At 65.4% G+C, this 13,183-nt stretch carries 11 protein-coding genes; 3 read left to right on the forward strand and 8 right to left on the reverse strand.

From position 1 onward, the window contains the following. Positions 1-7: 7 nt before the first annotated feature. Positions 8-991 (reverse strand): tripartite tricarboxylate transporter substrate-binding protein, encoded by a 984-nt coding sequence (locus tag EPO41_RS00480; protein WP_296319115.1) that lies wholly within the window; start codon positions 989-991, stop codon positions 8-10. Between the two features lie 243 nt (positions 992-1,234). On the opposite strand from EPO41_RS00480, the gene dctP reads away from it, so the two are divergent. The 3 genes from dctP to EPO41_RS00495 are packed head-to-tail and all read left to right on the forward strand — an operon-like array spanning position 1,235 to position 4,192. Beyond that, positions 1,235-2,284 carry a TRAP transporter substrate-binding protein DctP gene (gene dctP, locus EPO41_RS00485; RefSeq protein ID WP_296319117.1) on the forward strand — a complete coding sequence of 350 codons (1,050 nt, stop codon included), beginning with the start codon at positions 1,235-1,237 and terminating at the stop codon, positions 2,282-2,284. A gap of 22 nt (positions 2,285-2,306) precedes the next feature. Then, entirely contained in the window at positions 2,307-2,882 is a 576-nt protein-coding gene (locus EPO41_RS00490) for a TRAP transporter small permease (RefSeq protein WP_296319119.1), read from the forward strand. After that, positions 2,882-4,192: a TRAP transporter large permease gene (locus tag EPO41_RS00495; RefSeq protein ID WP_296319120.1), complete on the forward strand. Its 1,311-nt coding sequence runs from the start codon at positions 2,882-2,884 to the stop codon at positions 4,190-4,192. The genes EPO41_RS00490 and EPO41_RS00495 overlap by 1 nt, the downstream gene beginning before the upstream one ends. 10 nt (positions 4,193-4,202) lie before the next feature. Here the strand turns inward: EPO41_RS00495 and htpG are convergent, their stop codons facing one another. The 7 genes from htpG to EPO41_RS00530 form a co-directional block, all read right to left on the reverse strand. After that, positions 4,203-6,113: a molecular chaperone HtpG gene (gene htpG / locus EPO41_RS00500; protein ID WP_296319122.1), complete on the reverse strand. Its 1,911-nt coding sequence runs from the start codon at positions 6,111-6,113 to the stop codon at positions 4,203-4,205. An 81-nt stretch (positions 6,114-6,194) separates the two neighbouring features. Further along, a complete protein-coding gene (locus tag EPO41_RS00505; protein ID WP_296319124.1) occupies positions 6,195-9,467 on the reverse strand; it encodes an autotransporter outer membrane beta-barrel domain-containing protein in 3,273 nt (1,090 codons plus the stop codon). A 215-nt stretch (positions 9,468-9,682) separates the two neighbouring features. Continuing rightward, on the reverse strand, positions 9,683-10,216 hold the full coding sequence (ppa, locus tag EPO41_RS00510) for an inorganic diphosphatase (RefSeq protein ID WP_296319125.1): 534 nt from the start codon (positions 10,214-10,216) through the stop codon (positions 9,683-9,685). Between the two features lie 85 nt (positions 10,217-10,301). After that, complete coding sequence (locus EPO41_RS00515; RefSeq protein ID WP_296319127.1) at positions 10,302-11,969, reverse strand: MFS transporter; 1,668 nt, start codon at positions 11,967-11,969, stop codon at positions 10,302-10,304. Positions 11,970-12,114: 145 nt separating this feature from the next. After that, the gene (locus EPO41_RS00520) at positions 12,115-12,483 is read right to left on the reverse strand and encodes a hypothetical protein (protein ID WP_296319130.1); all 369 of its coding nucleotides are present in this window, start codon (positions 12,481-12,483) and stop codon (positions 12,115-12,117) included. 19 nt (positions 12,484-12,502) lie between these two features. After that, positions 12,503-12,832, reverse strand: a complete 330-nt coding sequence (locus EPO41_RS00525) for a hypothetical protein (RefSeq protein ID WP_296319132.1) — start codon at positions 12,830-12,832, stop codon at positions 12,503-12,505. A gap of 2 nt (positions 12,833-12,834) precedes the next feature. Then, positions 12,835-13,155 (reverse strand): hypothetical protein, encoded by a 321-nt coding sequence (locus EPO41_RS00530; RefSeq protein ID WP_296319134.1) that lies wholly within the window; start codon positions 13,153-13,155, stop codon positions 12,835-12,837. Between the last annotated feature and the right edge of the window lie 28 nt (positions 13,156-13,183).

Below are 13,183 nucleotides of genomic sequence, written 5' to 3' on the forward strand. Positions count from 1 at the left end.
GGTTCACCTATTCGATGCGGATGTTGGCGCTCTTCACCATGTCGGCGAAGAAGGCCATCTGCTTCTCGCGGAAGCCCGTGAATTCGGCGACCGTGTTGGCCTGCGTCAGCGCGCCCAGCTCGGCCAGCCGCTTGGCCACGGCCTCCATCTTCATGACCGCGTTGACCTCGGCATTGAGGCGCGAGATCAGCGCGGGATCGGTGCCGGCTGGCGCGAACAGGCCGTTCCACTCCCAGGTCTCGAAGCCCGGGATCACCTCCGAGATGGCCGGCACACCGGGCAACACCTCGACCGGCTTCGGACCTGTGTGCGCCATGCAGCTCACGTCCTTCGAGGTCAGCAGCGCCACGGTGCCGGGCACGTTGCTGAACAGAAGCGGGATGCGGCCGGCGAACAGGTCGTTCCGGACCGAGCCCATTTCCTTGTAGGGCACGTGATTGATCTTGATGCCGGCCTTCTGGTTCAGCAACTCGAGCGAAACATGCTGCACCGTGCCGACGCCGGTCGAGGCGCAGTCGAGCGCACCGGGCTTGCTCTTGGCCAGCGCGATCAGCTCGGGAACGGTCTTGGCCTGGAATTGTGCATTGCGCATCAGCGTGACCGGCGTCTGCATCGTCTGGGCGATCGGCAGCAGGTCGCGCTGCGTGTCATAGGAAAGCTTGCCCGCGAACAGCGACGGGTTCACCGACTGCGCCGTGGCATCGTAGAGGATCGTGTAGCCGTCGTTGGGTGCGCGTGCCACGATCTGGGCAGCGATGGTGCCCGCCGCACCCGGCTTGTTGTCGACGGTGAAGCTCTGGCCGAGCCTCTCGCCCAGCGCCTGGCAGTAGATGCGGCAGACGACATCCGCCGTTCCGCCGGCGCTGTAGGCGTTGACCACACGGACCGGCTTGTTCGGCCAGGCCTGGGCGCGGCCGATCGCCGGCGCTGCCAGTGTTCCCGCCACGGCGCCCAGGAAAGTGCGGCGCCGAACGATTCCATTCTTGGACATGTTGTTTCCTCGTCACATGCAGTCTTCGTCGACCGTGACGAAGCCTTCAGCCACGGCGCTCTGCTCGACAAGGGCAATCAACGCCGATCCACTGCACGCCGGAACGATAAGTCTTATGCCGGCTCGCGAGTAGCAGGTCCGTCCGCGACGCAGGATCCATCGGCAAATTCTTCGTGGACACGAATTGGAACGCGGCTCATGCTGGCCCTAATCAATACACAAGCAAGTACAGGGAGGAACAGTATGGGCGTACTGTCGATTCGTCTCGGCGTTGCCGGCGTAATCCTTGGTCTCAGTGCCACCTCGGCACTTGCCGTCGACGGCCCCAAGGTTTCCTGGAATCTCTCCGTCTGGGGACCGCCCCGGGCCTTCACCGCCGGCATCGAGACCCTTGCCAACTATGTGAGCAAGGAGACCGACGGCAAGTTCACCATCAAGATCCACTACGGCGATTCGCTGTCGAAGGCATCGGACAACCTCGACAATATCAAGCTCGGCGCCTTCGAGATGGCGCAGATCTGCACCGGCTACCATCCGGGCAAGCATCCCGGCATCAATGCACTCGACCTGCCTGGCCTGCCGCTGGCCGACCCGGAAGTCCACGCGATGGTGCACGACGTATTCTACAAGAACCCGTACATCGTGAACGAGTTCAAGCGCTGGAACGCCATGGTGCTGATGTCGGTCCTGCAGCCGCAGTCGGAGTTCATGGGGACCGGCGATGCGCCGACGAAGATGGCGGACTTCAAGGGGATGCGCGTGCGCGCGCTGGGCGGCACGGGTGCGGCCATGAAGAACCTCGGCGCCGTCCCGACCTCGGTGCCCGCGCCGGAGGTCTATACGTCGATGGAGCGTGGCGTCTTCCGGGCCGCGGCGTTCCCGTACACCTACGCCTTCGCGTCGTACAAGATTCCCGAGATCGCGAAATGGTACACGACGAACCTGTCGCCCGGCGCGAACAACTGCCCGACCATCGTCGCCCTCGACGCCTTCGGCAAGCTGCCGCCACAGTACAAGGAGCTGTTCGACAAGGCCAAGCCTCTCGCCTACCAGGCGCTGATCAAGGCTCATAGCGAGACCGACAGGAAGAACCTGGCCGACTGGGAGAAGAAGGGCCTCAAGGGAATTGTCTATTCGCCGGAAGAACTCAAGATCTTCCAGGAAGTCGGCGCGGCACCGGTATGGAAGGCGTGGGTCACAGAGAATGCCGCCAAGGGCGTGCCCGCGCAGGAGTTGCTCGATCTCATCCTGAACGAAGCCCAGAAAGCCAAGGCCAAGCTGAAGAAGAGCTGAGGCGACAGCGGACGTGGCCGCGATGGCTTCTTCCAGCCCGGCAATGGGCGGTGCACTCCTCGACCGTCTCGATCGCGCCCTGCAGGTCGTCGAATTCGCGACGGCCGTGATCGGCGGTGTCGTGATCTTCGGTGTGATGTGGCTCGGTGTCGCCGAAATGATCATGCGCAAGGCGTTCAACGCGCCGCTCTATGGCCAGCTCGACCTCATCGAGCAGACCATGGCGACCTACACCCTGCTCACGATCTCCTACTGCTACCAAAAGGCGGGCCACATCAGGGTCGACATCGTGGTCGGCTACTTCAAGGGACGCCGCAAGTGGATTGCCGAACTGATGGCGTCGATCGCGGCATTCGCCCTGATCGTCCTGCTGCTGCCGGGCGTCCTGCACTTCTTCGAGAACGCCTACTACATCGGCGATTCGACGATCAACACCCAATGGCCGACCTGGCCGTCGAAGCTGGTTCCCGTCATCGGCTTCAGCATTCTCACGCTGCGGATCGCGCTCGAAATCTGGGCCTATGTGCGGCTGGTCGCCGATCCGCTGGCTGAACCGATCGCGGTACCCGTTGCATCACACCTGCCCGAGGACGCCTGATGGAGCCCATCACGATCGGCATCATCGGGATGATCGCCCTCACCCTCATGATCGTGGCCGGCATCCGCATCTTCGCGGCGGCCGGGCTCGTCGGCTTTTTCGGACTGTGGGCGCTGCGGGGCTTCGACAAGGCCGTGGGCATCGCCGGCCACATCCCCTACTCCGATACCACGAACTACGCGCTCTCGGTCCTGCCGCTTTTCATCCTGATCGGCCACCTCGCCCACCATGCGGGGATCGTGCAGGGCGCCTATCGGTGCGCGCGCGCCTGGCTGGGATGGATGCCCGGCGGACTGGCGGTCGCGACGATCTTTGCCGCAGCGGGCTTCGCAGCCGTCTCGGGCGCCAGCACGGCGACCGCGGCGGTCTTCGCTCGCATCTCGATCCCCGAGCTTCTGCGCTACAAGTACCAGCCCGGCATTGCCGCCGCGGTCGTGGCCGCCGGTGGAACCCTTGCGTCCCTGATCCCGCCCTCGGCGATCATGGTCGTCTACGGCATCATCACGGAAACCTCGATCGGCGGCCTGCTGATGGCCGGCTTCATTCCCGGCGTCATTTCCGCGCTCCTGTACGCCTCCATCATCGTCGTGCGGTTCAAGATCAATCCGGCGCTCGGCCAGTCGGTGCACGGCATCCCGTGGCGCGAGCGATTCGTCACGCTGCCGGACGCACTGCCCATCGTGTTCGTGATCGGGGCCGTGATCGGTGGCATGTACACAGGCTGGGCAACGCCGACTGAAGTGGGGGCGCTGGGCGCCTTCATCGTCTTCGTCATGGCCCTGCTCAAGCGATCCCTGACCGGGCGCGGCCTGCTCGATTCCCTGCTCGACACGGTCAAGCTCACGGTGATGATCTTCTCGATCATCTGGGGCGTTCTGATCTTCGTGCGCTTCCTGGCCTTCGCCGGCGTTTCCAGCAGCTTCTCCGACTGGATCGTCGCCATCGGCGTGTCGCCCTACCTCGTGCTGCTGTTCGTGATCGTGCTCTACACGGTGCTGGGCATGTTCATGGACGGCATCGGGATGCTGCTTCTCACCTTGCCGGTCATCTTCCCGGTGATGATGAAGCTCGACTTCGATCCGATCTGGTTCGGCATCATCGTCGTGAAGATGGTCGAGGTCGGCCTGCTGACGCCGCCGGTCGGCCTCAACTGCTACGTCGTGAGTGGCGTGCGGCCCGACATCCCGTTGCAGGCGATCTTCCGCAACGTCTGGCCGTTCGTGCTCATGGACTTCGCCTGCGTGGGGCTGTTCACGCTCTTTCCCGGCATCGTCACCTTCCTTCCCAGGTTGACGATGAGCGGGACGTGAGGCTGGCCCTTCAAACCGTTGCAGAGCCCCGCAAGGCCCGCACGACGTAGTCGTTGAGACGGCGGGCGAAAGCCGCCGGATCGGACGGAATCTCGCCGTCGAGGATGCAGGCTTCGTCGAGCAGCAGGTTGGCGAGATCGTCGACGTCCTGGGCGCGATCTTCCTTCTTCGCCGCGCCCAGCGCCTTGACCATCGCGTGCTTCATGTTGAGCTCGAGGATGGGCTTGGCGCCGCTGCCGCGGTTCTGGCGTTCGAGCAGGCGCTCAAGTTCGCGATCCCTTCCCTGCGCGCTGGCCACCAGGCAGGAGGCGCTGTCGGTCAGGCGCGTCGAGGCCTTCACGTCCGCGACCTTGTCGCCGAGCACCTGCTTCGCGGCTTCGAGCACGGCAGCATCGTCGCCGGCATCCGTGGCCGCGTCCTTCGCCTTCTCCTCCTCGACGAGGGGGATCAGGCCGAAATCGACCTCGCCCTGGCTCAGCGACTTGAGCGGCTTGCCGTCGAATTCCTGCGGCAGGGTCGTCCAGAAGGCGTCGACCGGATCGGTCAGCAGCAGCACCTCGACGCCGCGGGCCTTCGCAGCCTCCAGCTTGGGATTGGACTTCAGCCGGTCGAGGCTGTCACCCACGAGATAGTAGATCTCGGTCTGGTTCGGCTTCAGGTCAGCCACGTACTGCTTGATCGAGCGCGGCGTGTCGCCCGCGGTCGAGGCGAAGCGCGCGAGACCCAGGAGCTGGGCCCGCCGCTCATGGTCCTCGTAGAGGCCTTCCTTGAGGATCGGGCCGAAGGTCTCCCAGATCTTGCCGTAGGCCTCGGCGTCCTTGGTGGCGGTGCTTTCCAGCTCCGACAGGACACGACCGACCAGACCCGAGCGGATTTGCCGGACCTGCGGATTGTTCTGCAGCATCTCGCGCGACAGGTTGAGCGGCAGGTCCTCGCTGTCGACCAAGCCGCGCACGAAGCGCAGGTAAGCCGGCAGCAGCTCGGCATCGTCGGTGATGTAGACCCGGCGGACATAGAGCTTCACCCGCCCCTTGCGCGCCGGATCGGTGAGGTCGAACGGCGGCGTGCTCGGCACGAACAGCAGCACCGCATAGGACTGCCGCCCCTCGACCTTGTAGTGCAGGGTCAGCGCCGGTTCGTCGAAGGCCATCGCGAGCGAGCGATAGGCCTGCGTGTAGTCCTCCGGCTTCACCTCGGACTTCGGGCGCTGCCACAGCGCGCTGGCGGCATTGACCTGGCGCGCTTCGCCCTTGTCGTCGATCAGTTCGATCGGGAACAGCACATGGTCGGAATAGGTCCGCACGATCCGTTCCAGCTCGTAGGGCTGGAGATAGCGGACGGCGTCCTCCTTGAGATGCAGGACGATCTCAGTGCCGCGTGGGACGCGTGCGGCCTGCTCCGACGCAGCGGGCGACACCTCGAAGCCGGCGCCGCTCGCCGAGGTCCAGGTCCAGGCCTCGCCCGCACCGGCGCGGCGGCTGGTCACCTCGATGCGGTCGGCGACCATGAAGGCGGCGTAGAAGCCCACGCCGAACTGGCCGATCAGGCCCAGCCCGTCCTTGGCGTCCTTCAGCCCCTTCAGGAACGCCCTGGTGCCCGAGCGCGCCAGGGTGCCGAGATTGTCGATCAGCTCCTGGCGGTCCATGCCGATGCCGTTGTCCGCGATGGTCAGCGTCTTGGCCGCCGCATCGGGCTTGATGCGGATCGCCAGCCGCTCGTCGCCGGCCAGCAGCTCCGGCCGCGCGATGGCCTCGTAGCGGACCTTGTCGCAGGCGTCGGAGGCGTTCGACACCAGCTCGCGCAGGAAGACGTCGGTCTCCGAATAGACCGAGTGGATCATCAGGTTGAGAAGCTCGGCCACCTCGGCCTGAAACAGGTGCTTCTCCGGACCGCCCTGGGCCGCCGAACCGTCGCCGTTCATTGCGCTTCAATTCCTCGCGATGGATTTTCCGGCGGTGGATATAGGAAAAGGAGCGTGGACGGCAAGGGTCGGAGGCGCCCCTCACCAGGTCATGCGGACTCCGGCGGTGAAGGCGTGGGCATTGTCCTGCCCGGAGACCTCGCCCTCGTAGCGCACATAGACGCTCATCGCCTCGGCGACCGCGGTCGTGGCCGCAAGGCCTAGGACGACGCCGTCGCGCTGCGGCGCCACGCCGTAGGTCGTGAAGGGGGCGGCCGGCGCGCCGGCAAACGAGGCCGTCACCGGCCGCGCCGTGTCGGCGTATTCGTGGCTCCAGCCCAACCGCACCTTCATGGCGAGGCGGTCGCGCCAGCCCAGGTCCATCGAGCCGCCGAGCTGGGCGCCCAGCACCGTGCGCAGCGAATTCGTCGTCTGCTGCGCCACAGAGAGGTTGAGCGATCCCGCCCCCGTCTCCGTGAAGGCGTTCTGGGTGCCGGTATAGGCCTGCAACCGCGCGAACGGCGTCACGAACGCCTCCGCGAGGCCGCCGAGGTCGAAACGGTAGCCGCCCTCGACCTGGCCGTAGACCTGATTGGCGCCGGTGAGCCCGTAGGCGGTGCGCGGCGCCAGGCCGGGGATCGCGATGCTGCGCCACATCTGGTTGGCTGAGTAGGCGTAGCCCACGACGGCGTCGGCATAGAGCGGGCCGTCGCCGTAGTTGGCGTAGAGGCCGGCCTGGAACGTGTTGGAGTTGCCGCTGCCGCTGAAGCCACCGACCCACTGGTTGCCGTTCTGATAGCCGACCGCCGCGCCGACCCGCAGCCCGGGCGCCACGAGCCGGTCGAGGCCACCCGCGAAGCCGCTCACATTGTAGGTGAGCGCGCCGCTGTTGCTGCCCCCATTGCTGATCGTGCCCAGCCCGCCCAGCGCGCCGCCCCAGGCGCCCCACAGCGCCGGTGCAGCCGTATCGCAGGCCACGTCGCAGGCTTCCGCCAATGCGACGCGGGTCGAGCCGCCCAGGCTGCCACCGCCGCCCGCCTGGCCCGCGAAGTTGCTGAGGAAGAGCTGGATGCCCTGCACCATCGAGCTGGAGAAGCCCGAATAGTTCTGGCCGCTGATCGCGTTCATCACGGCCTGGCCCTGCTGGGCGGAGAGCGACGCAAGCGCGCCGACGACGGTGGCGTAGTCACCGGTCGCGGTGGCAGCGGTAGCATCGAGCACGGCACCGACCGCCGCCTGGTTCGGCGTCAGCGCCGCCTGCGCAAAGCCGCCGACCTGCAGGGTCAGATAGACGTTGTTCGCGTCATAGCTGAGGCTGGGCTGCAGAAAGGGCAGAAGACTGGATACCGACGCATAGGCGCCGCTGACGCCGCCGGTCGCATTGAGCAGCGTGTACTTCGCGCGCGCCGCATAGATGCCGGGCTCCGGCGCGACCGACACGGTGCTGCCCGCCCCGATCGTCGCCGTGCCGGTGACATTCAGCCGATCGCTCTGGCCCGAGGCATTGACCTCGGCCTGATAGGTGCCGCCGGTCTGACTGTAGTTGCCGGCGACGCTCATCGTGCCGATCGAGTTGCCGGGGGCCAGCAGGCCCGTGTTGATCAAGTCGCCGCCGATCGTACCGCTGCCTGACAGCACACCCAGGTTGGTGACGTTGCCGGTGATCGTACCGTTGTTGGCGAAAAAGCCCATGTTGGCCACGCCACCGTCGACCGTCCCGGTATTGCCGAACACGCCCGAGCTGCCATTGATCACCGAGCCAGTCAGAGTGCCCGTGTTCACCGCGAGGCCTGCGTTGGCGACGCTGCCGTTGAACGTGCCGTTGTTCGTGAAGCTGCCCGAATTTATCTGCCACTGGAGCGGCGTGTCGACCGTGCCGTTGTTGACGAAGCTGCCGCCGGCATTGACGGTGAGCAGGCCGTTGCCGGCGATCGTGCCGTTGTTGACGAAGCCGCCGCCATTGACCGTCACGTCGCCGAGGATCGAGCCGGTATTGGCGATGGTGAGCAGGCCGCCGTTCACCGTCGTACCGCCGGTGTAGGAGCTGGCGCCGCCCAAAGTGAGGTTACCGCGGCCGAGCGTCAGGCCGCCGGGTCCCGTGATCGAACCGTGCAGAACACCGGAGCCGTTCTGCTGCACCGTGAGGTTGCTCATCAGGAACGTCGGGAAATCCGTCCGGAACTGGTCGGGCAGGTTCAGCGTACCCTGCAGCGCCAGCATCGGGATGATGAATCCGTTCGTGCCGCGAGCGCCGGAAGCCTGGTAGCCGACGAAGCCGTTGACCGGATCGTAAAGGTAATTGAGATTTTCGAAGTAGGTGCGCCCCAGATTGGTGAACCCCGACCTGCCTTCCGTGACCTGCACACCGAAGGGCTCGACGCTCGGCTGAGGGTTGTTCCCTTCGGCGATCGACACGAAACTGTAGGCTGGCTGTGTCTGGCCGGGCAGAAAGACCTGCACCGTCGAGCCGGCCGCCAGGCAGTTTTGCTGGTTCCCCGGGCTATCGCTGCAATGGCTCGTTCCGACGGGCACGCTGCCGCCGTCCGGCGCCGTGACGATCATGTAGGAGATGCCACTGTCCGGCAGCTGGCTCATCGATCCAAGATTGTAGGTGGTGCCGCCGGTCGTGATGATGACTGACCCGTTCTGCGAGGTCCATTGCACCGGGTGTTGCACTCCGCCGATGCTGTACCAGGATTGCGAGCCGCCGGTCGCCAGCTGCTGCAAGGCGAAGCCGCCGGTGTTCTGGTCGGTGAGGCCCAGCGTTACGCCGGGGTTGGGCCCGGTCATTTTGATCATGTAGCCCGGCTGCATGGTGCTTACGCCGGGACCGCTCACCAGCGACAGGAACGTGTTCATGTTCCATAAACTGTTGGCCGGCGTATTCAGCGCGTTCGGGTCCGTCCCGACCATGATGCCGCCCCGGTTGAAGCCGACGCCGAGCTGGTGAAAATAGCCATTCGTGGAGGCCAGGATCGGCACGCGCGCGGTCACCGACTGGCCGTTCTCGCCGTTGATCTGAACGTTCGTGAGGTAGAGCGGGCCCGTCGGATTATTGCCGCTGGTCGTGTAGGTGATGCTCGCATAGGGCGCGAGCAGCACGTCCGTACTGGGGTTGAACGTGTAGAACGAGCTGGACGCCACGAGGCCGAGCGAGCCGGTATCCAGGATGAACTTGTTGGTCCCGCCACCATTGAGGGTCAACTTGACCATCGCCTGCTCGGGCCCGCCGGCGGGATAGGGTTCGAAGGTGATCGGCGCGAAGAACGACCCGCCGTTGCCGTACATGTTCCAGGATTGGGCCGCTGCCGCCCCATAGAAAAGCGTGCACGCCGACGCGGCGAGCGTTGCCCGCCAGACACTGTGACGGTTCAAGCCTCTACTCCCCCAACTCCCACCGAGGGCGGCGATGACGCCGCTCCATGCGCAATCCTTAGCGAAGCCGGCCGAAGGCTCAAAGAAAAGCCCGCGGGTCCTGCACGGTCACAGATGAGGGCGGGAGACCGGAGCGCGATGCCCCCGTCGATCGTCAAGCTGGCTGCGATCATGTCGCCCGACCCAAGAGACGGTAACCCTGGCCGCGGCTCGCCTCAGCGCTTGTTCTTGGCCCGCTCGATCGCTTCCGTGATCAGCTGCTTGGCCTCGTCCACATCGCCCCAGCCGAGCAGCTTGACCCACTTGCCGGGCTCGAGGTCCTTGTAGTGGATGAAGAAGTGCTCGATCTGGTGGCGCGTGATCTCCGGCAGGTCGGTGTAGTTCTTCACATGCACGTAGCGCTGGGTCAGCTTCGGCGAGGGCACGGCGATGATCTTCTCGTCGCCGCCGCCATCGTCCTCCATGCGCAGCACGCCGATCGGCCGCACGTTGATCACCGCACCGGCGATGATAGGCCGGGTGTTGGCGACCAGCACGTCGATCGGGTCGCCGTCGTCGGACAGGGTGTGCGGCACGAACCCGTAGTTCCCGGGATAGCGCATGGGCGTGTACAGGAACCGGTCGACCACCAGGGTGCCGGCCTTCTTGTCCATCTCGTACTTGATCGGCTCCCCGCCGATCGGCACTTCGACGATGGTGTTCACGTCTTCGGGCGGCAGCTTGCCGATGGGAATGGCGTCGAGATTCATGCGGCGATACTTACCGGAGCCGCGCTCAAAAAGAAACCGGCGGCCCTTGTGGGCCGCCGGTCCTTTCTTGTCGCAGACGGCGCGATCAGTCGTCGGCGTAGATGTCGCGGTCCTTGGTCTCCGGCATGAAGAGGAGACCGATCACCAGGGTCATGCCGGCCACCACGATCGGGTACCAGAGGCCGGAGTAGATGTTGCCCGTCGCCGCCACGATGGCGAAGGCGGTCGGCGGCAGGAAGCCGCCGAACCAGCCGTTGCCGATATGGTACGGCAGCGACATGCCGGAGTAGCGGATGCGGGTCGGGAACAGCTCGACCAGCAGGGCCGCGATCGGGCCATAGACCATCGTCACGTAGATCACGAGGATGGTCAGGATGACGATGACCATCGTCATGTTGACCTGCTTCGGGTCCGCCGTGGCCGGGTAGCCGGCGGCGCGGATCCCCGCGGTCGCCTCGGTGTTGAACGCCCGCTCCTTGGCCGCGCCCTCGGCGCCCGCCTTCGCCTTGTCGAAGGAGGTGATGACCTTGTCGCCGATCTTGATCTGCGCCGGCGTGCCAGCCGGCGCCGCCTGGTTGCCGTAGTTGACGGAGTTGCGCGCCAGGAACGACTTGGCGATGTCGCACGAGGTGGTGAACGAAGCGGTGCCCGTCGGATTGAACTGGAACGAGCACTCGTTCGGATCGGCGATCACCACGACCGGAGACTTCTCGATCGCGGCGTTGAGCGCCGGGTTCACCGCATTGGTGAGCGCGTGGAACAGCGGGAAGTAGGTCACCATGGCGAGCGCACAGCCCGCCAGGATGATCGGCTTGCGGCCGATCTTGTCGGACAGCCAGCCGAAGAAGATGAAGAACGGCGTGCCGATGAGGAGCGATACCGCGATCACGATGTTCGAGGTCGTGGCGTCGAGCTTCAGCGTCTGGGTCAGGAAGAACAGGGCGTAGAACTGACCAGTGTACCAGACCGCCGCCTGGCCTGCGGTACCGCCGAACAGGGCGATGAGGGCGATCTTGGCATTCTTCCAGACACCGAAAGCCTCGCGCAGCGGCGTCTTCGATCCCTTGCCCTCGGCCTTCATGCGCTGGAACGCAGGCGACTCCTGCAGCTGCAGGCGGATCCAGATGGAAACGCCCAGGAGGATGATCGACAACAGGAACGGCACGCGCCAGCCCCAGGCCGCGAACTGCTCGGGCGTCAGCGCGAGACGCAGGGCCACGACGACGATCAGCGACAGGAAGAGACCGACGGTCGCCGTCGTCTGGATCCACGACGTGTAGAAGCCGCGGCGATCGTGCGGCGCATGCTCGGCGACATAGGTGGCCGCTCCACCATACTCGCCGCCCAGCGCCAGACCCTGGAGCAGTCGGCAGGCGATGAACAGGATGGGGGCCGCGATGCCGATCGAGGCATAGCCCGGCAGGAGGCCGACCACGAAGGTCGCGATACCCATCAGGGTCATCGTCACGAGGAAGGTGTACTTGCGCCCGATCAGGTCGCCCAGGCTGCCGAAGAACAGCGCGCCGAACGGCCGGACCGCGAAGCCGGCGGCGAAGCCCAGCAAGGTGAAGATGAAGGCGGCCGTCGGATTGACGCCGGCGAAGAAGTTCGCGGCGATGTTCGCGGCGAGCGCGCCCGCGAGATAGAAGTCGTACCATTCGAAAATAGTGCCGACAGAGGAGGCGAGGATCACCTTCCTCTCTTCGCGCGTCATCGGGCGCGCGCGTTCGCCTACGGTGCCTGCTACGGCCATGTGCGTTTTCTCCCTTATGACAATCGCATTGAGTTCGATTGCTTAGGATCGCGTGTAGTGCGTGCGGCGGTGCATGTGCAATTCGACGAAGGTCACGCTCGACCAAAGTCGAACACTCCTGCGATATGTCAGACGATGTGAGGCGTCAGCCGCGGACGACCCAGACGATCGCAGCACCGATGCAAAGCGCCAGGGTGACGACACCGGCCATCTCCGCATAACGGATGTAGGTCTTGCGCAGCACCTCGAGCAGTTGCTCGGGAGGATAGTTCGGCGGGAGGTCGGCACCCTTGTCGAGGAGCACCCAGAGTTCCGTCGACCTGTGATTCCACTTGGGCGCGTTGTAGGCGAACAGGCCCAGCACCGACCCGTGCAGCGCCTGGAGGATCGCCCCGGACTTCAGGCAGAGCAGAAGGTCGTAGGAAAGGCCGAGCATGACCATGCAGATGGCCAGCAGCGCGAAGCCGCAGCCGCGGCGCACGATGACATCCGCCAGATACTCGATCCTGTCCATACGGGCCCTCGGGTCGAGCCTATTGCACGGCACCTGACATGAGCAAGACGCGGACCAGGGCGGGAATGCAGAGCACGAGTGCGACCAGAGCCCACACCCAGTTCGGGCCAGGCGCCTCGCGCGCGGCGGGAAAGGCGCGCTCGATCAGGGCGGCCGGCACGCCCGACACCAGGAGCGTCGTCGTCGCCACGATCAGGCTGGCGAAATAGAAGGTGACGCCGGGATCGTCCGGCAGCCAGGGCGGCGCCCAGATCAGGCTGTAGGCGGCGACGAGGTGGACGAGCGGCGAGAAGATGCCGTTGAAGACGGCGAGCCCCAGCACGAGGGCGAAGACCTGGTGACGGAGCATCCTCAGCCTCCGCCCGCAAGACGCGGCGTCAGGCCGGCCGACGCCATGGCGAAGTAGAAGCCGGTGCGCAGCCAGAACAGCCAGAACGCGGTTATGAGGGGCAACCAACGTTGCCCAAGCGAGGCCGGCGTGACGAAACCGACCGCGGCGATCGCCCAGCCGGTGAGCCAGACGAAGGAGCGCCAGATGTAGTTCTGCGGCTGCAGGACCGGCACGAAGAAGGACAGCATCCACCGTCCCACGCAGGCCCAGGCCACCAGCGACAGGCCGTAGTTCACGATCCAGAAGGGCAGGTAGCCCCAGAAGAAGTCGGCTTGGTTCATGGTCGGAAATGGAAAGGGCGAGGCTTGC

Source organism: Reyranella sp. (genome assembly GCF_004297265.1).
Classification (GTDB): domain Bacteria; phylum Pseudomonadota; class Alphaproteobacteria; order Reyranellales; family Reyranellaceae; genus Reyranella.

Coding starts and splice junctions, on each gene's coding strand:
- dctP (WP_296319117.1), top strand. CDS start 1,235: ATGGGCGTACTGTCGATTCGTCTCGGCGTTGCCGGCGTAATCCTTGGT.
- EPO41_RS00490 (WP_296319119.1), top strand. CDS start 2,307: ATGGCTTCTTCCAGCCCGGCAATGGGCGGTGCACTCCTCGACCGTCTC.
- EPO41_RS00495 (WP_296319120.1), top strand. CDS start 2,882: ATGGAGCCCATCACGATCGGCATCATCGGGATGATCGCCCTCACCCTC.
- ppa (WP_296319125.1), bottom strand. CDS start 10,216: ATGAATCTCGACGCCATTCCCATCGGCAAGCTGCCGCCCGAAGACGTG.
- EPO41_RS00515 (WP_296319127.1), bottom strand. CDS start 11,969: ATGGCCGTAGCAGGCACCGTAGGCGAACGCGCGCGCCCGATGACGCGC.
- EPO41_RS00530 (WP_296319134.1), bottom strand. CDS start 13,155: ATGAACCAAGCCGACTTCTTCTGGGGCTACCTGCCCTTCTGGATCGTG.
- EPO41_RS00480 (WP_296319115.1), bottom strand. CDS start 991: ATGTCCAAGAATGGAATCGTTCGGCGCCGCACTTTCCTGGGCGCCGTG.
- EPO41_RS00525 (WP_296319132.1), bottom strand. CDS start 12,832: ATGCTCCGTCACCAGGTCTTCGCCCTCGTGCTGGGGCTCGCCGTCTTC.
- htpG (WP_296319122.1), bottom strand. CDS start 6,113: ATGAACGGCGACGGTTCGGCGGCCCAGGGCGGTCCGGAGAAGCACCTG.
- EPO41_RS00520 (WP_296319130.1), bottom strand. CDS start 12,483: ATGGACAGGATCGAGTATCTGGCGGATGTCATCGTGCGCCGCGGCTGC.